At 62.4% G+C, this 22,371-nt stretch carries 20 protein-coding genes and 1 pseudogene; 15 read left to right on the top strand and 6 right to left on the bottom strand.

Going from position 1 to position 22,371, the window contains the following annotated elements; all coding sequences use genetic code 11:
* Positions 1-185: 185 nt before the first annotated feature.
* The 8 genes from IF690_RS28450 to IF690_RS28415 all read left to right on the top strand — a co-directional run bounded on the left by IF690_RS28450 (position 186) and on the right by IF690_RS28415 (position 9,373).
* Positions 186-983, top strand: coding sequence for a gamma-glutamyl-gamma-aminobutyrate hydrolase family protein (locus IF690_RS28450; RefSeq protein ID WP_202698301.1), 798 nt, complete (start codon positions 186-188; stop codon positions 981-983).
* Between the two features lie 30 nt (positions 984-1,013).
* Complete coding sequence (locus IF690_RS28445) at positions 1,014-2,372, top strand: glutamine synthetase family protein (protein WP_023967923.1); 1,359 nt, start codon at positions 1,014-1,016, stop codon at positions 2,370-2,372.
* Between the two features lie 57 nt (positions 2,373-2,429).
* On the top strand, positions 2,430-3,794 hold the full coding sequence (locus tag IF690_RS28440) for an aspartate aminotransferase family protein (protein WP_124325733.1): 1,365 nt from the start codon (positions 2,430-2,432) through the stop codon (positions 3,792-3,794).
* A 185-nt stretch (positions 3,795-3,979) separates the two neighbouring features.
* On the top strand, positions 3,980-5,074 hold the full coding sequence (locus IF690_RS28435) for a polyamine ABC transporter substrate-binding protein (protein ID WP_202701763.1): 1,095 nt from the start codon (positions 3,980-3,982) through the stop codon (positions 5,072-5,074).
* Positions 5,075-5,260: 186 nt separating this feature from the next.
* Positions 5,261-6,355, top strand: coding sequence for a polyamine ABC transporter substrate-binding protein (locus IF690_RS28430; protein WP_202698300.1), 1,095 nt, complete (start codon positions 5,261-5,263; stop codon positions 6,353-6,355).
* A gap of 71 nt (positions 6,356-6,426) precedes the next feature.
* The gene (locus IF690_RS28425; RefSeq protein ID WP_007928322.1) at positions 6,427-7,569 is read left to right on the top strand and encodes an ABC transporter ATP-binding protein; all 1,143 of its coding nucleotides are present in this window, start codon (positions 6,427-6,429) and stop codon (positions 7,567-7,569) included.
* 35 nt (positions 7,570-7,604) lie between these two features.
* A complete protein-coding gene (locus IF690_RS28420) occupies positions 7,605-8,486 on the top strand; it encodes an ABC transporter permease subunit (RefSeq protein ID WP_193725263.1) in 882 nt (293 codons plus the stop codon).
* Positions 8,483-9,373 (top strand): ABC transporter permease subunit, encoded by an 891-nt coding sequence (locus IF690_RS28415; protein ID WP_053281324.1) that lies wholly within the window; start codon positions 8,483-8,485, stop codon positions 9,371-9,373. Before IF690_RS28420 ends, IF690_RS28415 begins: the two co-directional genes overlap by 4 nt.
* Before the next feature lie 204 nt (positions 9,374-9,577).
* Here IF690_RS28415 and IF690_RS28410 read toward each other — a convergent pair.
* From IF690_RS28410 to IF690_RS28400, 3 genes and pseudogenes are all read right to left on the bottom strand, one after another.
* Positions 9,578-9,661 (bottom strand): annotated as a pseudogene (locus tag IF690_RS28410) (carboxymuconolactone decarboxylase family protein); the annotation flags it as partial.
* 121 nt (positions 9,662-9,782) lie between these two features.
* Positions 9,783-12,194, bottom strand: a complete 2,412-nt coding sequence (locus IF690_RS28405; protein ID WP_202698299.1) for a penicillin acylase family protein — start codon at positions 12,192-12,194, stop codon at positions 9,783-9,785.
* A 107-nt stretch (positions 12,195-12,301) separates the two neighbouring features.
* Positions 12,302-12,880, bottom strand: coding sequence for a DUF6436 domain-containing protein (locus IF690_RS28400; protein ID WP_202698298.1), 579 nt, complete (start codon positions 12,878-12,880; stop codon positions 12,302-12,304).
* Positions 12,881-12,988: 108 nt separating this feature from the next.
* Between IF690_RS28400 and bipL the strand changes: the two genes are divergently transcribed.
* A complete protein-coding gene (gene bipL, locus IF690_RS28395; protein ID WP_202698297.1) occupies positions 12,989-13,912 on the top strand; it encodes a phospholipase BipL in 924 nt (307 codons plus the stop codon).
* 137 nt (positions 13,913-14,049) lie between these two features.
* On the opposite strand, the gene IF690_RS28390 is transcribed toward bipL, so the two are convergent.
* Positions 14,050-14,802, bottom strand: a complete 753-nt coding sequence (locus IF690_RS28390) for a DUF2059 domain-containing protein (protein ID WP_202698296.1) — start codon at positions 14,800-14,802, stop codon at positions 14,050-14,052.
* Between the two features lie 172 nt (positions 14,803-14,974).
* Between IF690_RS28390 and IF690_RS28385 the strand changes: the two genes are divergently transcribed.
* Both IF690_RS28385 and IF690_RS28380 read left to right on the top strand, forming a co-directional pair.
* The gene (locus tag IF690_RS28385; RefSeq protein WP_202698295.1) at positions 14,975-15,607 is read left to right on the top strand and encodes a 2OG-Fe(II) oxygenase; all 633 of its coding nucleotides are present in this window, start codon (positions 14,975-14,977) and stop codon (positions 15,605-15,607) included.
* 2 nt (positions 15,608-15,609) lie between these two features.
* Positions 15,610-16,098 carry a 2-thiouracil desulfurase family protein gene (locus tag IF690_RS28380; protein ID WP_202698294.1) on the top strand — a complete coding sequence of 163 codons (489 nt, stop codon included), beginning with the start codon at positions 15,610-15,612 and terminating at the stop codon, positions 16,096-16,098.
* 98 nt (positions 16,099-16,196) lie between these two features.
* Here the strand turns inward: IF690_RS28380 and IF690_RS28375 are convergent, their stop codons facing one another.
* Complete coding sequence (locus IF690_RS28375; RefSeq protein ID WP_202698293.1) at positions 16,197-16,970, bottom strand: transporter substrate-binding domain-containing protein; 774 nt, start codon at positions 16,968-16,970, stop codon at positions 16,197-16,199.
* A gap of 133 nt (positions 16,971-17,103) precedes the next feature.
* Between IF690_RS28375 and IF690_RS28370 the strand changes: the two genes are divergently transcribed.
* The gene (locus tag IF690_RS28370) at positions 17,104-17,541 is read left to right on the top strand and encodes a DUF4399 domain-containing protein (protein ID WP_009051365.1); all 438 of its coding nucleotides are present in this window, start codon (positions 17,104-17,106) and stop codon (positions 17,539-17,541) included.
* A 73-nt stretch (positions 17,542-17,614) separates the two neighbouring features.
* On the opposite strand, the gene serA is transcribed toward IF690_RS28370, so the two are convergent.
* Positions 17,615-18,844 (bottom strand): phosphoglycerate dehydrogenase, encoded by a 1,230-nt coding sequence (gene serA, locus IF690_RS28365; protein ID WP_023967938.1) that lies wholly within the window; start codon positions 18,842-18,844, stop codon positions 17,615-17,617.
* 203 nt (positions 18,845-19,047) lie between these two features.
* Here serA and IF690_RS28360 point away from each other — a divergent pair, with 203 nt between their 5' ends.
* From IF690_RS28360 to IF690_RS28350, 3 genes are all read left to right on the top strand, one after another.
* A complete protein-coding gene (locus IF690_RS28360) occupies positions 19,048-20,442 on the top strand; it encodes a D-2-hydroxyglutarate dehydrogenase (protein WP_202698292.1) in 1,395 nt (464 codons plus the stop codon).
* A 55-nt stretch (positions 20,443-20,497) separates the two neighbouring features.
* Positions 20,498-21,163: a fumarylacetoacetate hydrolase family protein gene (locus IF690_RS28355; RefSeq protein WP_124353011.1), complete on the top strand. Its 666-nt coding sequence runs from the start codon at positions 20,498-20,500 to the stop codon at positions 21,161-21,163.
* A 189-nt stretch (positions 21,164-21,352) separates the two neighbouring features.
* Positions 21,353-22,282 carry an SdiA-regulated domain-containing protein gene (locus IF690_RS28350; protein ID WP_202698291.1) on the top strand — a complete coding sequence of 310 codons (930 nt, stop codon included), beginning with the start codon at positions 21,353-21,355 and terminating at the stop codon, positions 22,280-22,282.
* Positions 22,283-22,371: the final 89 nt, after the last annotated feature.

Below are 22,371 nucleotides of genomic sequence, written 5' to 3'. Positions count from 1 at the left end.
GAGGCCTTTTTTGCCCTAAAAAAGCGCTTGCGGGGCATTTTTGGGGCGCTTTTCTGGCTTCGAAGGGCTTGGCTGCCGCGGCCTTGAGCGGGCCGTGTTGTATTTTTTACGGGGGTGTTGTGTAAAAAAATGAACAAGGCTAAGCTCGATTTAAACCCATAACAGCAATAATACCGGGGTGTTTCATGTCTCGCCTGCCGTTAATCGGCGTCACCGCCTGCTCCAGGCAGATCGGTCTGCATGCTTATCACATCAGTGGCGACAAGTACGTCCGCGCAGTGGCTGTAGCAGCCAAGGGCGTGCCCATGATCCTCCCGTCCCTGGCCGATATTCTGAGCCCGTCCGATATTCTGGACGGTCTGGATGGCATCCTCTTTACCGGTTCACCCTCCAATATCGAGCCTTTTCACTATAGAGGTCCCGCCAGCGCGCCGGGAACCGCACATGATCCTGCCCGTGATGCCAGCACCCTGCCGCTGATCCGCGCCGCGGTGGCGGCCGGAGTTCCGGTACTGGGGATCTGCCGCGGCTTTCAGGAAATGAACGTGGCCTTCGGCGGCAGCCTGCATCAGCGGGTTCACGAAGCGGGCCCGTTCATGGACCACCGCGAGGACGATAGCCAGCCGGTGGAGGTGCAATACGGTCCGGCCCATGCGCTGCATGTGCAGCCGGGCGGGGTGCTGGCCGGTCTCGGCCTGCCGGCGCAGATTGAAGTCAATTCGATTCATGGCCAAGGCGTTGAACGTCTGGCGCCGGGCCTGAAGATAGAGGCCCTGGCACCCGACGGGTTGATCGAAGCCTTCTCCGTCGAGGGCGCGCCGATCGAGGGAGGCAAGGCTTTTGCTTTGGGGGTGCAATGGCACCCTGAATGGCAGGTAAGCTCTAACCCTCACTACCTCGCCATCTTCCAGGCATTTGGCGATGCCTGTCGCAAGCGGGTAATGCAACGCGACGCCGATGCGTCACAAAAACCTGGCTTATAAGAGCCAGGAAACTCACGCCTAGAGGCATTTATGAGTAACAACCTCGACCAGCTCACCGATTGGTTGAAAGACCACAAGATCACAGAAGTCGAATGCATGATTGGCGACCTGACCGGGATCACCCGGGGCAAGATCTCGCCAACCAACAAGTTCATCGCCGAAAAAGGCATGCGCCTGCCCGAGAGCGTGCTGCTGCAGACGGTGACCGGCGACTATGTCGAAGACGACATCTATTACGAACTGCTGGACCCGGCCGACATCGACATGGTCTGCCGCCCGGACCAGAACGCGGTATTCCTCGTGCCCTGGGCCATCGAACCGACCGCCCAGGTGATCCACGACACCTACGACAAGCAGGGCAACCCGATCGAGCTGTCGCCGCGCAACGTGCTCAAGAAGGTCCTGAAACTCTACGCCGACCACGGCTGGCAGCCAATCGTGGCACCGGAGATGGAGTTCTACCTGACCAAGCGCAGCGACGACCCGGACTACCCGTTGCAGCCACCGGTCGGCCGTTCCGGTCGCCCGGAAACCGGTCGCCAGTCGTTCTCCATCGAAGCGGCCAACGAGTTCGACCCGCTGTTCGAGGACGTCTACGACTGGTGCGAACTGCAGGAGCTGGACCTCGACACGCTGATCCACGAGGACGGCACCGCGCAGATGGAAATCAACTTCCGTCACGGCGACGCCCTGTCCCTGGCCGACCAGATCCTGGTGTTCAAGCGCACCATGCGCGAAGCCGCGCTCAAGCACGACGTGGCCGCCACCTTCATGGCCAAACCGATGACCGGCGAGCCGGGCAGCGCCATGCACCTGCACCAGAGCATCATCGACATCGAGACCGGCAAGAACGTGTTCTCCAATGACGACGGGACCATGAGCCAGCTGTTCCTCAACCATATCGGCGGCTTGCAGAAGTTCATCCCCGAGTTGCTGCCGCTGTTCGCGCCCAACGTCAACTCGTTCCGCCGTTTCCTGCCGGACACCTCGGCGCCGGTGAACGTGGAGTGGGGCGAAGAGAACCGCACCGTGGGCCTGCGTGTGCCGGATGCCGGGCCGCAGAACCGCCGGGTGGAAAACCGCCTGCCGGGCGCCGACGCCAACCCGTACCTGGCCATCGCCGCCAGCCTGCTGTGCGGTTTCATCGGCATGGTCGAAGGCCACAACCCGAGCGCGCCGGTGGTCGGTCGCGGTTACGAGCGCCGCAACCTGCGCCTGCCGTTGACCATCGAGGACGCTCTGGAGCGCATGGAAAACAGCAAGACCATCGAGAAATACCTGGGCAAGAAATTCATCACTGGCTACGTCGCGGTCAAGCGGGCCGAGCATGAAAACTTCAAGCGCGTCATCAGTTCGTGGGAGCGGGAATTCCTGCTCTTCGCCGTCTGATGCGCGGGGCGCCGCCGTCACCGGCGGCGCCCTCACCGGAAAACTAGGAGCGTTCCAATGACCAGCAACAACCCGCAAACCCGTGAGTGGCAAACCCTCAGCAGCGAGCACCACCTGGCACCGTTCAGCGACTTCAAGCAGTTGAAGGAGAAGGGGCCGCGGATCATCACCAATGCCGAGGGCGTTTACCTCTGGGACAGCGAGGGCAACAAGATCCTCGACGGCATGGCCGGGCTGTGGTGCGTGGCCATCGGTTACGGCCGTGAAGAACTGGCCGACGCCGCCAGCAAGCAGATGCGCGAGCTGCCGTACTACAACCTGTTCTTCCAGACCGCCCACCCGCCGGCGCTGGAACTGGCCAAGGCCATCTCCGATGTTGCCCCGCAGGGCATGAATCATGTGTTCTTCACCGGTTCCGGCTCCGAAGGCAATGACACCATGCTGCGCATGGTTCGCCACTACTGGGCGATCAAGGGCCAGCCGAAGAAGAAAACCATCATCAGCCGGGTCAACGGCTATCACGGCTCCACTGTGGCCGGCGCGAGCCTGGGCGGCATGACCTATATGCACGAACAGGGCGACTTGCCGATCCCGGGCATCGTGCATATCCCGCAGCCTTACTGGTTCGGCGAAGGTGGCGACATGACCCCGGACGAGTTCGGGATCTGGGCGGCCAACCAGCTGGAAGAGAAGATTCTCGAAGTCGGCGTCGATAACGTCGGCGCCTTCATTGCCGAACCGATCCAGGGTGCGGGCGGGGTGATCGTGCCGCCGGACAGCTACTGGCCGCGAATCAAGGAGATTCTCGCCAAGTACGACATCCTGTTCGTCGCCGACGAGGTGATCTGTGGTTTCGGGCGTACCGGTGAGTGGTTCGGTAGCGATTTCTACGACCTCAAGCCGGACATGATGACCATCGCCAAGGGCCTGACCTCCGGCTACATCCCCATGGGTGGCCTGGTGGTACGTGACGAAGTGGTGGCGGTGCTCAACGAGGGCGGCGATTTCAACCACGGTTTCACCTATTCCGGGCACCCGGTGGCCGCCGCCGTGGCCCTGGAAAACATCCGCATCATGCGCGACGAAAAAATTATCGAGCGCGTCAAGGCGGAAACGGCACCTTATTTGCAGAAACGTCTGCGGGAACTGAACGATCACCCGCTGGTGGGTGAGGTTCGCGGAGTCGGCCTGTTAGGCGCCATCGAGCTGGTTCAGGACAAGGCCACCCGTGCGCGGTATGTCGGAAAAGGCGTCGGCATGATCTGCCGGCAGTTCTGCTTCGACAACGGCCTGATCATGCGCGCGGTGGGCGACACCATGATCATTGCTCCGCCCCTGGTGATCACCAAGGAGGAGATCGATGAGTTGGTGAGCAAGGCCCGCAAGTGCCTGGACCTGACCTTGAGTGCGTTGCAGGGCTAAGTGCTAGGCTCTGAGCGAAGTATCTCGCGGTACTTCGCCCGGGGCGGCCATAAAGGATGGGGCTTTGGTTGAAAGCCTGCCTTGGAACTTGCCAGACTACCGCCTGTTTTTAGTTGCCTGGCAACCGGTCGCTGAACACAAGGTTAAAAAGAATAATTGGAGCATGACGCATGAAGGCATTAGGTATGAAGAAAGCTGGCAAGACCCTCCTCGCCATGTCCCTGATGGGCGTGATGGCGGCAGCGGCCCAGGCGGACAACAAGGTGTTGCACGTTTACAACTGGTCCGACTACATCGCACCGGACACCATCGCAAACTTCGAGAAAGAGTCCGGGATCAAGGTGGTCTACGACGTTTTCGATAGCAACGAGACCCTGGAAGCCAAACTGCTGGCAGGCAAGTCCGGTTACGACGTGGTCGTGCCGTCGAACAACTTCCTGGCCAAGCAGATCAAGGCCGGTGTCTATCAGGAGCTGGACGTCTCCAAGTTGCCCAACTGGAAAAACCTGAACCAGGATCTGCTCAAGGCGGTTTCGGTCAGTGACCCGGGCAACAAGCACGCTTTCCCATACATGTGGGGTTCCATCGGCATCGGTTACAACCCGGAGAAGGTCAAGGCCGCGCTGGGCGTCGACAAGATCGACTCCTGGGACACCCTGCTCAAGCCCGAGAACATCGCCAAGCTCAAGGGCTGTGGCGTGAGCTTCCTCGACTCGCCAACCGAAATGATCCCGGTCGCCCTGCATTACCTGGGCCTGCCGACCGACAGCCAGAAGAAAGACGACATCAAGAAAGCCGAAGAGCTGTTCCTCAAGATCCGTCCTTCGATCACCTATTTCCACTCCTCCAAGTACATCTCGGACCTGGCCAACGGCAACATCTGCGTAGCGGTCGGTTACTCGGGTGACGTGCAGCAGGCCAAGTCCCGCGCCACCGAAGCCGGCGACAAGGTGAAAGTCAGCTACGTCATTCCGAAAGAAGGCGCCGGCACTTTCTACGACATGGTCGCTATCCCCAAGGATGCGGAAAACGTCGAGGGCGCCTACAAGTTCATGACCTTCCTGCAGAAGCCTGAAGTCATGGCCAGCATCACCAACGCCGTGCGTTTCCCGAACGGCAACGCCGCCGCAACGGCACTGGTGGAAAAGGACATCACCAGCGATCCGGGCATCTACCCGCCAGCCGACGTGCAGGCCAAGCTGTATGCCATCGCCGATCTGCCGGCCGCTACCCAGCGTGAGTTGACCCGCAGCTGGACCAAGATCAAATCCGGCAAATAAGCCGGTTTGAGGCAGCAACCGCTGGCCGTCGTCCCCGCGAGGGCGGTCAGCGGTGCAATTAAATGACAGAAAGTTTTGCTGGATCGGTTTATCGAAGGTAAGTTGCGCGCCGGTTTTGTTGCTGGGCAGCTCTTGGCTGTCATGTAGTGCGGGCAACTCAGGCCCAATTGTTGAGAGGACCTCCACTTGCCTATTTCTTTATTTCGCAAAGCCATGCTGGCGGGCGCCGGGCTGACGCTGGCCGTCAGCGCTTATGCCGCGCCAACCGTGCATATTTATAACTGGTCTGACTATATCGGTCAGAGCACATTGGCGGACTTTGAGAAGGCCACCGGCATCAAGCCGCTGTACGACGTGTTCGACTCCAACGAAACCCTGGAAGGCAAGTTGCTCGCCGGTCGTACCGGCTACGACGTGGTCGTGCCGTCCAACCACTTCCTGGGCAAGCAGATCAAGGCCGGGGCGTTCCAGAAACTCGACAAGGCGCAGTTGCCCAACTATTCGAACCTCGACCCGGTGCTGCTCAAGCGCCTGGAGAAGAACGACCCGGGCAACCAGTACGCCGTGCCTTACCTGTGGGGCACCAATGGCATCGGCTACAACGTCGAGAAGGTCAAGGCCGCGCTGGGCGTGGACAAGATCGACTCCTGGGCCATGCTGTTCGAGCCGGAAAACATCAAGAAGTTGTCGAGCTGCGGCGTGGCCTTCCTCGACTCCGCCGATGAAATGCTCCCGGCGGTACTCAATTACATGGGCCTGGACCCCAACAGCCAGAACCCCGACGACTACAAGAAGGCCGAAGCCAAATTGCTGGCGGTACGGCCTTACGTGACCTACTTCAACTCCTCGAAATACATCTCCGACCTGGCCAACGGCGAAATCTGCGTGGCCGCGGGCTTCTCCGGCGATGTGTTCCAGGCCAAGGCGCGCGCCGCCGAAGCCGGCAAGGGCATCGAGATCGCCTATGCGATTCCCAAGGAAGGCGGCAACCTCTGGTTCGACATGCTGGCCATTCCCAAGGACGCCGGTAACGTCAAGCAGGCCCATGCCTTCATCAATTACCTGCTCAAGCCTGAGGTGATCGCCCAGGTCAGCGACTCCGTCGGCTACGCCAACCCGAACCCCAAGGCCGGCGAGCTGATGGACCCATCGGTGCGCAAGGACGAAGCGGTTTACCCGGCGCAGGAGATTGTCGACAAGCTGTATGTCAACGCGGAGTTGCCACCCAAGATCCAACGACTCATGACCCGCAGCTGGACCAAGGTCAAGTCGGGCAAATAGCGTCAATCGCTCAAACTATCCAGAGTTCGCCCGCATGGGGCGAACTGCAAATTCTGTTGGGAGTTTCGTAAATGGCAGTTGCCTCCGGCGCCTACAAGAAAGCCCTCGAGGGCGACCAGACACCGAAGCAGGTGTTGGTCAAGATCGACCGGGTCACGAAGAAGTTCGACGAGACGATTGCCGTGGACGACGTGTCCCTGGAAATCAAGAAAGGCGAGATCTTCGCCCTGCTCGGCGGTTCTGGCTCGGGTAAGTCCACCCTGCTGCGCATGCTCGCGGGGTTCGAACGGCCCACGGAGGGGCGCATTTACCTGGACGGTGTGGACATCACCGACATGCCGCCCTACGAGCGGCCGATCAACATGATGTTCCAGTCCTACGCCTTGTTCCCGCACATGACCGTGGCGCAGAACATCGCCTTCGGCCTGCAGCAGGACAAGATTCCCAAGGCCGAGATCGATGCCCGCGTGGCCGAGATGCTCAAGCTGGTGCAGATGAGCCAGTACGCCAAGCGCAAGCCGCACCAGCTGTCCGGCGGCCAGCGCCAGCGCGTGGCCCTGGCCCGTTCCCTGGCCAAGCGGCCGAAACTGCTGCTGCTCGACGAGCCGATGGGCGCGCTGGATAAAAAGCTGCGCTCGCAGATGCAACTGGAGCTGGTGGAGATCATCGAGCGGGTCGGCGTGACCTGCGTGATGGTGACCCATGACCAGGAAGAGGCCATGACCATGGCCGAGCGCATCGCCATCATGCACCTGGGCTGGATCGCCCAGATCGGCAGCCCGATCGACATCTACGAAACCCCGACCAGCCGCCTGGTCTGCGAATTCATTGGCAACGTCAACATCTTCGAAGGTGAAGTGATCGACGACGCCGAAGGCCACGCGACCATCACCTGCAAGGACCTGGATCGCAACATCTACGTCGGCCACGGCATCAGCACCTCGGTGCAGGACAAGTCGGTGACCTACGCCATCCGCCCGGAAAAACTCCTGGTGACCCCGGACATGCCGACCTGCGAATACAACTGGTCGAGCGGCAAGGTGCATGACATCGCCTACCTGGGCGGCCACTCGGTGTTCTACGTCGAGCTGCCGAGCGGCAAGCTGGTGCAGTCGTTCGTGGCCAACGCCGAGCGTCGTGGCGCGCGTCCGACCTGGGGCGACCAGGTCTACGTGTGGTGGGAAGACGACAGCGGCGTGGTACTGCGCTCATGAACATGCGAAAGCTCAAGCGCCGCCTCAATCGAATAATTCCCGGTGGCCGCCAGATGGTCATAGGGGTCCCGTTCCTCTGGCTGTTCCTGTTCTTCATGCTGCCGTTCTTCATCGTCCTGAAGATCAGTTTCGCTGAAGCGGACGTGGCCATTCCGCCGTACACCGAGATCTACAGCTTCATCGACCAGAAGCTGCAGGTGCTGCTCAACCTGGGCAACTACGCGATGCTCGGCGACGACGAACTGTACATCGCCGCCTACCTCGGCTCGCTGAAGATGGCGTTCTTCAGCACGCTGCTGTGCCTGTTGATCGGCTACCCGATGGCCTATGCCATCGCCAGCGCCCGCAAAGAGCTGCAGACCGTGCTGGTGCTGCTGATCATGATGCCGACCTGGACCGCGATCCTGATCCGCGTCTATGCCTGGATGGGCATCCTCAGCAACAACGGCTTGCTCAACGGCTTCCTGATGGGCATGGGCTTGATCGACGAGCCGCTGCAGATCCTCAACACCAACCTGGCGGTGTATATCGGCGTGGTCTATTCGTACCTGCCGTTCATGATCCTGCCGCTCTACGCCAACCTGGTGAAGCACGATACCAGCCTGCTGGAAGCCGCTTCGGACCTGGGTTCGAGCCACTTCAACAGCTTCTGGAAAATCACCGTGCCGCTGTCGAAGAACGGCATCATCGCTGGCTGCATGCTGGTGTTCATCCCGGTGGTCGGCGAGTTCGTGATCCCGGAACTGCTCGGCGGTCCGGAAACCCTGATGATCGGTAAAGTGCTCTGGCAAGAGTTCTTCAACAACCGTGACTGGCCGGTGGCGTCGGCCCTGGCAGTGGTGATGCTGGCGATCCTGATTGTGCCGATCATCCTCTTCAACCGCAGTCAGGCCAAAGAAATGGAGGGCAAGGAATGAAGCGCTTCAGTTTCTCGAGCCTGATGCTGGTGGTGGGGTTGCTGTTCATCTACCTGCCGATGCTGATCCTGGTGATCTACTCGTTCAACGCCTCCAAACTGGTGACGGTCTGGGGCGGCTGGTCGGTGAAGTGGTACGTCGGCCTGCTGGACAACTCGCAACTGATGGGCTCGGTGGTGCGTTCCCTGGAGATCGCCTGCTACACCGCGATTGCCGCGGTGGCCCTGGGTACCCTGGCGGCCTTCGTGCTGACCCGTATCACCCACTTCAAGGGCCGCACGCTGTTCGGTGGCCTGGTCACCGCGCCGCTGGTGATGCCGGAAGTGATCACCGGCCTGTCGCTGTTGCTGCTGTTCGTGGCCATGGCGCAGATGATCGGCTGGCCGCAGGAGCGTGGCATTGTCACTATCTGGATCGCCCACACCACGTTCTGCGCAGCCTATGTGGCGGTGGTGGTGTCGGCGCGCCTGCGTGAGCTGGACCTGTCTATCGAAGAGGCGGCCATGGACCTGGGGGCGCGGCCGTGGAAGGTGTTCTTCCTGATCACCATCCCGATGATCGCGCCATCCCTGGCGGCGGGCGGCATGATGTCCTTCGCCCTGTCCCTGGACGACCTGGTGCTGGCGAGCTTCGTTTCCGGCCCGGGTTCCACCACCCTGCCGATGGAAGTGTTCTCGGCGGTGCGCCTGGGGGTGAAGCCGGAGATCAACGCCGTGGCCAGCCTGATCCTGCTGGCGGTGTCGCTGGTGACCTTCCTGGTCTGGTACTTCAGCCGCCAGGCCGAAGAGCGCCGCAAGCGCGCCATCCAGCAGGCCATCGAAGAGGCCGCGGCCGATTCCTGGAAGCAGCCGGACGTGCGCCGCGCACAGGCCCCGGAAGCGGCCTGATACGCGACAGCCGGAAAGCTTTGACCGCGACAAGACATCGCCCCTGTTCAGGGGCGATGTCGTTTTCGGGGGGAGCCACTGCCGCAGGCTGCGAACGACCCGGGCCGCGTTCGGAGAACGGTCGCCGCGGTCTCAAGGTCGCCGAGGTCCTTTGGACCTATCGCAGTCTGCGGTAGCGGCTACAGCGATAGTTTCGAAAACGCCTCAGCTCTTCAGCCAGTCGTATGCCTTCAGGGCGTGCAGTGAATAGACATAGGCCGCTCCGGCATTCAGCGAGATGGCGGTGGCCGCTGCCATGCGCCAGCTCATCACTATTCTGAACACGCGAATGCGCGAAGCCTTCCAGGCTTCCGCGCAAATAACCTGAGAAACACAGTGGCTACAGGTTATGCGTCGTTCACCGCGGGGCTTACTGTGTTGCCCGCGCCGGCAACAGCCTCAGGGTGCTGTGGGTATTGGCCATGACTTCTTCTTCGTTGAAGTGCGCCTGTTGGTACACCCCTTCGATATAGGCCTCGGCCTGATCCTGATAGTGCTTGTCGAACAGCACGCCGCTTTGCCCGACCGGGTTGACGCTCAGGCTGTGGGCCGGGTCGGCGAAGTCGATCAGGCGCCGGGTCGAAGGACCGTAAGTCACCGGCCAGGGCGCCGGGCCGATCTTGGCCGATTGATTGTTCGGCACTTCGTGGGTGCCCGGCGCGGCAAACGGGCCGACGTTGAAGACCCGGTCCAGGGGCTTCTGCAGGCCCAGCGGATGGCCGTGGGTCAGGGTATGCGCCTGGCCCCACCGCCATTGGGTCGGGTCGTCGCCAAAGGTTGCCTTGAGATGAGCGAGGCTGGCGCGCCAGGCGACCCTGACCGTGTCGGCGCGGCTTTCCTGGCCCAGGGTGTTGCGGTTGTCCCACCATGGCGAGTCGGCGGAGGAGGCCAGGCGTGGCAGCGCGGCGTCTATCACCCGGGTGGACAGCAGGGTGTCGAAGAAGGCGTCGCCCAGCTCGTCGTGGAAGGCCGCGTCGGTCAAGTCGAACAGGAACTGGTTGAACAGGGTGGCGCTGGTGGAGTCCAGCGGGTAGTCGCCTTTCCACTGCGCCAGTTGTTCCACCAGCTTGAGTTCCTGCGCGTCGCTCACCACCTCGCGCAACACCGGTAGCAGCGGTGCCAGCAGGCGCGGGCCGTAGGCGGTGGTGGTGCCCAGCTGGAGTTTCTGGCTGGCTTCGATATCCCACTTCACGCTCTTGTCGCTGAGCTGGCGGTCCAGTTGCTGGCCGCGGTCGGCGAGGTTGTAGTAGCCGGGAATCTCCATGCCCGTGGGCGAGACCGGCTGGAAGTTGGCCGAAACGATATAGCCACGCGCCGGGTTTTCTTCCTGCGGGTTGGCGCTGAACGGGTAGAAGCCTTCCTTGTCCGCCAGCGAGGTGCTGCCATCGAGGATGAATGCGCCCTTGGTGCCGGTCGGACGCTTGGGCAATAGCGCCGCGGCCCACCAGCCGATATCGCCCTTGGCGTTGGCCCAGACGATGTTCAAGCCCGGTGCCTGGACCTTGGACGCGGCGCTGCGGGCCTTGGCCAGGGTGTCGGCGCGGTTGAGCTGGTAGAAGCCGTCGAGGATCGGGTTCGGTGTCTCGAGGAAGGCCCACCACATGGCGATCGGCGTCTTGCCGGCATTGGCCCCGAGCACGTCGTTGATAATCGGTCCGTGGGGCGATTGGCGCAGGATCTGGGTGACAGGCGGCTGGCCCTTCACCGCGATCTGCTGCTCGCTGGTGACCAGGTCGACCCACTTGCCGCGGTACCAGACCTGGTTGGCGTTGTTCGGGTTGACCTTCTCGGCGATCAGGTCCAGATCGTCGTTCTGGAACATGGTCAGGCTCCAGCCGAAGTCCAGGTTGTGGCCGAGAAAGGCAAAGGGCACCAGCGGCTGGTGGTGACCGTAGAGCTCGAAACCCGGCGCCGACAGTTGGGCCTCGTACCACACCGACGGCACCGCGAAGCGGATGTGCGGGTCGCCGGCCAGCAATGGCTTGCCGCTCTTGGTGCGGGTGCCGGATACCGCCCAGGCATTGCTGCCCTCGAATTGCGGCAGGCCGGCGTCGGCCAGGGCCTGATCGCTCAGCCGGGCGATGGCGCCCAGGTCCTGCCAGTCGCTGGCGGCCAGGCTTGGCGCCAGCGGGCCACGGCCCTTGGCCAGGGCGCCCTTGGCTTGCCAGTCGAGGTCGAAGACTTTCAGGTAGTCGCTGCCGAGCTGGTCGCGCACGTAGGTCAGCAGCGGCTCGGTGCGGAAGGCCGCGGCGAAGCTGTAGGCCATGTAGCCGGCGACGCTGATGCTGTCTTCGGCGGTGAAGGAACGCTTGGGAATCCCAAGCACGTCGAACTCGATCGGTTGCGGGTGAGTGTTCTGATACTGGTTGACCCCGTCCAGGTAGGCTTGCAGGCCCTTCCAGGCAGGGGACTGGCGGTCCAGCGCGGCGACGTAGCTGTCGGCGCGTTCGCGGATGCGCAGGCTGCGGAACAGTTTGTCGGTGTCGAGCAGTTTGGGGCCGAGTATCTCGGCCAGCTCACCGCGGGCCAGGCGTCGCATGACTTCCATCTGGAACAGCCGGTCCTGGGCGTGGACATAGCCCAGCGCACGGTACAGGTCGGTTTCGTTTTCCGCGCGGATATGCGGCACGCCGCGTTCGTCGTAACGCACCGTGACCGAACCCTGCAGGCGCTCCAGCTCGACCTGGCCCTGGCGCGACGGCTGCTTGCTGTACAGGTACCAGCCTCCTCCCGCGGCGAGGGCGAGAATCAGGACGACGAGTACGGTCAGGCTGCGTTTCATGGTGACTCCTTGTTCTTTCTGCGATTTGCCTGCCGTGGGCAAGGCAGAACATTTAGCACAGGCCTTCTGTGCTGGGCATCCGTTGTCTGCGAAAAGTCGGGAACGCCTTAATCCGTCTGTTTCGGCCATGGACAATAACAGCCCACCGCCAAGGTGTGGGTGGCGCTGACCGTCCGGCCTTCGTGCAGGGCCTGGAGTATAGGTTCGATAAAACTGTTGCTGGAGTTGCAGGTCAGGCCTTCGCTGTAGGGGCCGAAGTAGGCCAGGGTGCCGTTGCGGTCCCAGATCGCCACGGCCGGGCTGGCGGGAATCTGCTCCGAGCCGGGCAGGCCGTCGAGGGGTTTCAGGCGGCTCAGGGTGGCGGGCAACCGGCCGTGGCTGCCGGCCTTCTGCACCGAGTAGAACTCCACGCCCTGCGGGCCGTAGTGCTCGATCAACTCGGCCAGGTGCTGCTGGTTGCCGACATTGCACGGGCAGGCCGGGTCCCAGAAATGCACCAGGCGGATGGCGCCTTCGCCGGCCAACCCGGGAGGCAGTTGCAGCGGATCGCCGGAAAATACCGCGGTGTGTTCGCTGAAGGTCCGCAGGAAACGTCCCTGGAACCAGTCGTAGGCGACCCACAGCACCCCGGCGCACAGGAGGGCGAGCAGGCTGGCAAGCAGGGTCGTGCGGTAGGGCAGACGCATACGGATCATTCCTCGAAGGTCGCGTAGCTTGCCATGCTTGCCCCGACAGATGAATATCGCAGGCCGACAAAGCCTGTTTGCGTTCCGCGCCACCCTAGGAAAACCCTTATGCCTGCGACCTTCGACCCCGACCTTCTGCGCGCCAGCCTGCGGCCCCTGGCCGAGGCGCAGCCGCTCTCGGCCCAGGCGCAGGCCTATCAGCGTTTCTATGGGCTGGATCTGCCGGTCAAGCGTGGGCTGGGGCGTTTCGCGGTCGGCGGTTTTGAGGTGGTCGGCCAGGTCTGGTGGCCCGAACAGCCGGTGGCGACCTTGTTTCTGCTGCACGGTTTCTACGATCACATGGGCTTGTACCGGCATGTGATCGAATGGGCGCTGCAGCGGCAGTGGGTGGTGATTGCCTGCGACTTGCCGGGCCACGGCCTGTCCAGCGGCGAGCGCGCCAGCATCGACGATTTCGCGGTGTACCAGGCGGTGCTGCAAGGCTTGTTCGACGAGGCCCGGTCCCTCGAGCTGCCCCAGCCCTGGCACCTGTGCGGGCAAAGCACGGGCGGGGCGATCGTGATCGACCATCTGCTCAACCAGGGCGCCGAGAGCCCGGCCCAGGGCCAGGTGATCCTGTTGTCGCCGCTGGTACGCCCGCGTGCCTGGGGCTGGTCGAAGCTCAGCTATTACATGCTCAGGCCTTTCGTCAAAGGCATCGCCCGGCGCTTCAGCGAGAACTCCACCGATCCCGATTTCCTGCCGTTCCTGCAACGCGATCCGTTGCAACCCCTGCGCCTGCCGACCGCCTGGGTCGGGGCGCTGGCACGGTGGATCAAGCGTATCGAGCTGGCCCCGCGCAGCAGCCGGCAGCCTTTGATCGTTCAGGGGCAGGCGGACATGACGGTGGATTGGCAGCACAACCTGCAGGTGATCCGACAGAAGTTCCAGCAACCCCAGGTGCTGATGCTGCCCGGGGCGCGGCATCACCTGGCGAACGAGGCGGCGCGCATTCGCCAGGAATACTTCGCTTTCCTGAACCAGCATCTTTGAACGAATTCACGCGCCTGTAGCCGCTGCCGCAGGCTCGGGCCGCGTTCGGACGATCGACCGGTACGGTCGCGGCGATCTTGCAACCGCTGAGGTCCTTCGGACCTATCGCAGCCTGCGGCAGCGGCTACAACAGGCGCTTAGGGCGCGAGGCTGGAAGTGCTCTGGCCGACGGCCAGCCCGGCGCGGATCGCGGCCAGGGCGGCTTGGTAGTAGGCCTTGCCTTCGGCGGACTCGGCGAAATTGGCGAACTCTTCCAGCTCGGGGTCGGACAGGTCGCGATAGACGTACAGCAGGGTGTTGTTCAGGTCGTTGCCGATCTGCGCCATCAGCCGCTGGCGCTGGCCATTGAGCATGTTCTGCGCCTGGCCGGCCCCCAATAGGCCGGGGATCATCTGGCTCAGGCTGTCGGCAGCCACGCCGGCGATCGCCAGGCTGACTTCCGCGCCGGCTTCACGGGCCGGCAGCGCCTGGGCCAGGTGGCCGATGATCAACTGACGGGTATCGCTGGCCTGCATCTTCGGCAGGCCCTGGGCATTCTTCGCCAACTGGTCGCGGCGGGTCGCCAGCAGTTCGGCGGCGACGATCTTGCGCCCCAGCGGCGACTGGAAAAACGCCAGGGCCGGTTTCGGGTCGGCGAGGTTCTGCCGCAGCTGCGCCTGGGCACGGCGGTCCATGGCCTGCGGTGCGAAGCGCTGGTTGCTGTTATCGACCAGCGCCTGGTAGACCGCTGGCGGCAGGCTATTCTGGTAACGCTGCTGGGCAGCGGTGAGGGCATCGTTGAAATGCGCACGTTGTTCCGGCCAGCCGGCGACCTTGTACAACTGGTCGTGGCCGTTTGCCCAGGCGGGCAACACACAGAACATCAACAGTGAAAAAAGCAAACGGCGCATAAGGACTCCTGTCGGCAGCCCACTATTCTCCGGGGCAAGGCGATGGTTGTCGAGAATTCGTATCAGGTTCAGTACGCAAACTGTCCGATCGAACGACGAACAGGGACAGCAGCCAGGCTGCTTGGTCAGAATTATCTAGAGGATCTGTCGGATTCATCTGGGTGTGGATACTATGCGCGCCATGCACATACCCTCTGATCACCCGCTGCTGTTACGCATTGTCGATGACCTGGCCACCCGTGGCTGGTCGCAGCAGAATATCTTCCTGCCAGAAGCCCTGACCCTGGAGCTGGCGGCCGAGTGCCGCAAGCGCGCGGCCGAAGGCGAGCTGGCGCCGGCGGCGGTTGGCCGTGGCCCGGCGCAGGAGATTCGCGAGGGGATCCGTGGCGATCACATCCAGTGGCTCGAACCCGGCCAGGCCGACTGCTGCGATACCTACCTGGGCTTGATGGACAGCCTGCGCGAGGCGCTGAACCGTGGGCTGTTCCTCGGCCTGGAAGACTTCGAAAGCCATTTCGCGCTGTACCCGCCAGGGGCGTTCTACCTCAAGCACGTCGACCGCTTTCGCGACGATGACCGGCGTATGGTGTCGGCGGTGATCTACCTCAACCAGGACTGGCTGCCGGAGCAGGGCGGGCAACTGCGCATGTACTTCGATGGCGAGAGCGAATACGACGTGGATCCCGCCGGCGGCCGGCTGGTGGTGTTCCTCTCCGGCGAGGTGCCCCATGAAGTCCTGCCCGCGACCCGGGAGCGCCTGTCCCTGACGGGCTGGTTCCGCCGGCGCGGCAACGAGCCGTTCTGATCATGCACAAGATCCTGGTCAGCCGCTGCCTGCTGGGCCACCGCGTGCGTTACGACGGTGGCGCCAGCGGGCCGTTCGAGCAACTGGCGAGCTGGCAGGCCGAGGGCCGGGTGGTCGCGTTGTGTCCGGAAGTCGCCGGCGGTTTGCCGACGCCACGGGCAGCCGCGGAAATACCCGGCGGCCAGGGCGGCGAAGTGCTCGATGGCCTGGCGCAAGTCGTCACCACCGAGGGCGAGGATGTCAGCGCCGAGTTCCTCAGCGGTGCCCGGCAGGCGCTGGAGCTGGTGCGCGAACACGGGATTCGCATCGCCGTGCTCAAGGCCAACAGCCCGTCCTGTGGCAACCTGCTGACCTACGATGGCAGCTTCAGCGGGGTCAAGGTCAGCGGCGAGGGCGTCACCGCCGCCTTGCTCAAGCGGGCCGGGGTGCAAGTCTTCAGCGAGCTGGAACTGGCCGAGGCCGCTGCGGCCCTGGCGGCGCTCTCCCTGTAGCCGCTGCCGAAGGCTGCGATCGGCCGGTACGGCCGCGACGATCTTGCGACCGCTGAGGTCCTTCGGACCTATCGCAGCCTGCGGCAGCGGCTACGGTTTCAAGGCTTGGGTGGCTTGCTCGCATCCATGCCGAACCATTTTTCCGACAACGCCATCAGCCGGCCATCGGCCTTGATGCGCTGCAGCGCGCCGTCGAGGCTCGCCTGGAACGCCGGATTACCTTTCTGGAACGGGATCGCCAGGCTCAGGGTCGGCCCGACCTTGGCGCCTTCCTTCACCGGCAGGCGGCTGTCGCGAATGGCGTAGGGAATCAGCAGGCGATCGCTGATGGCCGCGTCGAGCTGCTTGTCCGCCACATCCTTGATGGGTTGCTGGGCGTTCGGGTAGCTGCGCAGGTCGATGCCTTCCACGGTGCGCGCCTGCTCGACGAACTGGCTGCCCTGGGCCACGCCCAGTGCCTGGCCCCGGAGCGCCTGCAGGCTGCCCAGTGCGCGCGCTTCTTCCTTGCGTACGATCAATTGTGCGCTGGAATAACTGTAAGGCTCGCTGAAGTCGAAACGATCCTTGAGTTCCGCAGTCATTGCTATGTGATTGATGGCGACGTCGTAGCGGCCGCTTTCGACGCCAGGCAGCAGGTCGGCGGCGTCGGTGACCACGAAGTCCGCGCGCACATCCAGCTCGCGGGCGAGCAGTTGGCCCAGTTCGACTTCGAAGCCGGTGAGTTTGCCATCGTCCTTGAAGTTGAAGGGCGGGGTGTTGGCTTCCAGCGCGATACGCAGTTCCCCGCGATCATTCACATCGTCGATCAGTTCGGCTTGAGCGTAAGTGCTCACAAGAGGTAGCAAAAGTATCAGGCCAGGCAGGAAACGCATGGTCACTCCTTGAATTTATATGTGCGATGCGCTGTTCAGGCTCGCTTTGCTATGGTGTTGATTGCCTTTCGACAACGATATGCCACGAAGTTGTCATAACCGTACCGATTTTGCGGAAAAACTGGAGAATAGAATGAAAACCTTTATATCTCGTGCTGCATTGGCCGGCCTGATGCTGGGGGCTTCGATGTTGGCTTCTGCGGCGGATATTCCTCGCACCAAGGCGCCGGAAGGCGCTTCTGTATTTATCGTCACCCCGGTCAATGGCGATACCGTGGCCAAGACCTTCAAGGTCAAGTTCGGCGTCAGCGACATCTCCCTGGCTCCCGCCGGCGACCAGACTCCGCACACCGGGCACCACCACCTGCTGGTCGACGTCGACAAGCTGCCGGCCGAAAACATGCCGATCCCGGCCGACGCCCAGCACATCCACTTCGGCAAGGCCCAGACCGAAACCGAACTGACCCTGGCCCCGGGCAAGCACACCCTGCAGCTGGAGCTGGGCGACAAGAATCACGTGCCGTTCGACCCGCCAATCGTTTCGGAAAAGATCACCATCACCGTCAAGTAAGCGCGGGCGGCGAAAACTGTCTGTAAATAACAAGGGAGGCCCGAGGGCCTCCCTTGTCATTGCCAGCGAGTGCTTAGAACAGCACGCGGCTGCGGATGGTGCCGGTGACGTGTTGCAGCTTCTCTTGCGCCAGCTCCGAGTACTCGGCGTCGACGTCGATCACCACGTAGCCGACCTTCTCGTTGGTCTGCAGGAACTGACCGGAGATGTTGATGCCGTTTTCGGCGAAGACCTTGTTGATCTCGCTCATCACACCCGGGATGTTCTCGTGGATGTGCAGCAGGCGGTGCTTGCCAGGGTGAGCCGGCAGGGCCACTTCCGGGAAGTTCACGGACGATACCGAAGTACCGTTGTCACTGTACTTGACCAGCTTCTCCGCCACTTCCAGGCCGATGTTGGCCTGGGCTTCGGCAGTCGAACCACCGATGTGCGGGGTCAGGATCACGTTGTCCAGGCCGCGCAGCGGGCTTTCGAACACTTCATCGTTGGAGCGTGGCTCCACCGGGAACACGTCGATGGCGGCGCCGATCAGGTGCTTGTCCTTGATCGCCGCGGCCAGGTGGTCCAGCTCGACCACGGTGCCGCGCGCGGCGTTGATCAGGATGCCGCCTTTCTTGATGGCGCGGATTTCCTTCTCGCCGATCATCCACTGGGTCGCAGCGGTTTCCGGAACGTGCAGGGTGACGATGTCGGACATGCCCAGCAGCTCGTGCAGGTTGCCGACCTGGGTGGCGTTGCCCAGTGGCAGCTTGGTCACGGTGTCGTAGAAGAACACCTGCATGCCCAGGCCCTCGGCCAGGACCGACAGTTGGGTGCCGATCGAGCCGTAGCCGACGATGCCCAGCTTCTTGCCACGGATCTCGAAGGAGTTGGCCGCGCTCTTGATCCAGCCGCCACGGTGGCAGGAGGCGTTCTTCTCTGGGATACCGCGCAACAGCAGGATCGCTTCGGCCAGCACCAGTTCGGCTACGGAACGGGTGTTGGAGTACGGTGCGTTGAACACCGCGATGCCGCGCTCGCGAGCCGCGTCGAGGTCGACCTGGTTGGTGCCGATGCAGAAGCAGCCAACAGCAACGAGTTTCTTCGCGTGATCGAAGATTTCTTCAGTCAGTTGGGTGCGGGAGCGAATGCCGATGAAGTGCGCGTCGGCGATCTTTTCCTTCAGCTGGGCTTCCGGCAGAGAACCGGTGAGGTACTCGATACTGGTGTAGCCCGCGGCCTTGAGGACGTCGACAGCCGATTGGTGGACGCCTTCGAGAAGAAGGAACTTGATCTTGCTCTTATCGAGAGAAGTCTTGCTCATCTGCGTAAACCTGTGTCCCGGAGAAAAATGGCAGGAAATGGTCAACAGATGCTGACCCGGACGGCAGGAAAGCCGTCGCCGCAGAACGCCCTTCGGCACTATTCTGCGGGGGTCGTATGCTAGCATACGGACCCCGCGAAACACTCGTTCCTGCGACGTGAAGCGTTCTCAGGATGACCATGAATTGTTCGAGAGTTCTGTCGATGACCAATCCTGCGCTGATTGATGAGCTGAAGACCCTGGTCGAGGCTGGCAAGGTCCTGACCGATGCCGACTCCCTGAATGCTTACGGCAAGGATTGGACCAGACACTTCGCCCCGGCGCCGAGCGCCATCGTCTTTCCCAAGACCATCGAGCAGGTCCAGGCCATCGTGCGCTGGGCCAACCGGCACAAGGTTGCGCTGGTGCCGTCCGGCGGCCGTACCGGCCTGTCGGCCGCCGCGGTGGCGGCCAACGGCGAAGTGGTGGTGTCTTTCGACTACATGAACCAGATCCTCGACCTGAACCTGACCGACCGCACCGCGGTCTGCCAGCCGGGCGTGGTGACCGAGCAGTTGCAGAACCTCGCCGAAGAAAACGGCCTGTATTACCCGGTGGACTTCGCTTCCGCCGGTTCCAGCCAGATTGGCGGCAATATCGCCACCAATGCCGGCGGGATCAAGGTGATTCGCTACGGCATGACCCGCAACTGGGTGGCCGGCCTGAAAGTGGTCACCGGCAAGGGCGACCTGCTGGAGCTGAACAAGGACCTGGTCAAGAACGCCACCGGCTACGACCTGCGCCAGCTGTTCATTGGCGCCGAAGGCACCCTGGGCTTCGTGGTCGAGGCCACCATGCGCCTGGAGCGCGCGCCGAACAATCTCACGGCGATGGTGCTCGGGACTCCGGATTTCGATTCGATCATGCCGGTGCTGCATGCCTTCCAGGGCAGGCTCGACCTGACCGCCTTCGAATTCTTCTCCGACAAGGCCCTGGCCAAGATCCTCGGCCGTGGTGACGTACCGGCGCCGTTCGAGACCGACTGTCCGTTCTATGTGTTGCTGGAGTTCGAGGCCAGCAACGAGGATGTGGCCAACGACGCCCTGGCCACCTTCGAGCATTGCGTGGAGCAGGGCTGGGTGCTGGATGGCGTGATGAGCCAGAGCGAGCAGCAACTGCGGAACCTGTGGAAATTGCGCGAGTACATCTCCGAAACCATCTCGCACTGGACCCCGTACAAGAACGACATTTCGGTCACGGTGGCCAAGGTGCCGGCTTTCCTGAAGGATATTGACGCGATCGTCGCCCAAAACTACCCGGACTTCGAAGTGGTCTGGTATGGCCACATCGGCGACGGTAACCTGCACCTGAATATCCTCAAGCCGGATGACCTGAGCAAGGACGAGTTCTTCGCCAAATGCGCCACCGTGAACAAGTGGGTGTTCGAAACCGTCGAGAAGTACAACGGCTCGATTTCCGCCGAGCACGGCGTGGGCATGACCAAGCGCGATTACCTGACTTACAGCCGTTCGCCGGTGGAAATCGACTACATGAAGGCGGTCAAGGCGGTGTTCGACCCGAACGGCATCATGAACCCGGGCAAGATTTTCGCTGTTTGACCCCAGGGGCACTCAAGCAGCGGTACCTGATGAACCAAACGAGCAGGAGTCGGTAATGAGCTATCAGCACCAGTATGTCGACGGTACCCGTATTCATTTCCCGGTCGGCAAGATCGTGTGCATCGGGCGCAACTATGCCGAGCACGCCAAGGAACTGGACAATCCGGTGCCGACCGAGCCGCTGCTGTTTATCAAGCCGGGCAGTTGTGTGGTGCCGCTCGAAGGCGGTTTTGCCATCCCCACCGAGCGTGGCTCCGTGCATTACGAGGCGGAAATCGCGGTATTGATCGGCAAGCCGTTGTCGACCAGGCCCAGCCGCGAGGAAGTGCTGGATGCCATCTCCGGTTTCGCTCCGGCCCTGGACCTGACCCTGCGCGACAAGCAGGCCGAACTGAAAGCCAAGGGGCTGCCCTGGGAAATCTCCAAGTGCTTCGACGGTGCCTGCGTGCTGGCGCCATTCGTGGTCGGCAGCACCTTCCCGGACCTGACCGACATCAATATTCGCCTGACCATCAACGGCGAGGTCCGCCAGGACGGCAACAGCAGCATCATGCTCAACCCGATCGTACCGATGATCCAGTACATGGCCGGCTGCTTCTCCCTGCAGGCGGGCGACGTGATCCTGACCGGTACGCCGGTGGGCGTCGGCCCGCTGAACGTGGGCGATGAGCTGGTGCTGGAGCTGCCGGGCGTCAGCCGCTTCGAAAGCCGCGTCAGCTGATCCGGCGGTTTTCGACGCGAGGCTCGCCTGCAATGGGCGGGCCTCTTCAGCGAAAGTGCTGACATCTGGGGTGTTTCAGACCTTTTGCCGTTTTTTTCACATCCGTTCTGGATAATTTTCCGATTACAGACGTCTGAGTCTGCCTTGATGTGCTATTACCCATAGCTGGCTTTCTGGAACGCGCTCCCCATGTCCGTGCCTCACACCCCTGAGCTTCAAACTGTTCGCCGTCGTGGTTTGTTCGCCATGCGCTGGTATTCCTGGCTGCTGCTGGCGGGCGTGGTGATGTATGGCATTGCGATCGCCATGCACTGGGACGACCGTGGCCTGCTCTGGGTGCTGGAGCGTTTCGAAACCCCGGCCGAGCGCCAGGAAAGTGTCTGGCTGCCGGATTACCGCGCGGTGATCGACGCCAAGGCGCTGCCGGGCATGGAGAAGGACGAGGCCTCCGACCTGGCCTACAACCCACAGACCAAGACCCTGTTTTCGGTGATGGGCAAGAACCCGTTCCTGGTCGAGTTGAACCTGCAGGGCGATGTGCTGCGCAAGATGCCGCTGGTGGGCTGGAGCAACCCGGAAGGGGTGACGGTCATGGAGAACGGCCTGCTGGGGATTGTCGACGAGCGCGAGCACCTGCTGACCATCGTCAAGGTGGATGCCGGTACCCGCGAGTTGAATATTTCCGACTTCCCGAAATACGACCTGGGGCCTTCGCAGGACCAGAACAAGGCGTTCGAAGCCGTGGCCTGGGACCCACGCAAGCAGCAGTTGCTGCTGGGCGAGGAGCGTCCGCCAGCGCTGTTCACCTGGAACAGCGACGGCAGCCAGACCCTCAAGGGCGACAAGCAGAAGCTGGAAAGCGATGAGCTGGACCTGCGCAACCTGTCCGCCCTGAGCATCGACCCACGCACCGGGCACACCCTGGTGCTGTCCGCCGACTCGCACCTGTTGCTGGAGCTGGACGAAACCGGCGAGCAGGTCAGCTTCATGACCTTGCTGGGCGGTTTCAACGGCCTGAAAGACACCATTCCGCGGGCCGAGGGCGTGGCCATGGATGAGCAGGGCACCCTGTACATGGTCAGCGAACCCAACCTGTTCTATCGCTTTGAGAAGCGCTGATTCAGCCGTTTCTGGCGGTAAAAGGCCGTAATCTGGCATACGCCCGCTGCGATTAAGCTTAAATTCATCCGGCTGTGATATTTCATCCG

The organism is Pseudomonas sp. SK3(2021), assembly GCF_016772375.1.
GTDB lineage: Bacteria > Pseudomonadota > Gammaproteobacteria > Pseudomonadales > Pseudomonadaceae > Aquipseudomonas > Aquipseudomonas chlororaphis_I.
The sequence above is the reverse complement of the archived record's forward strand: the minus strand, read 5'-3'. Positions and strand labels throughout refer to the sequence as shown.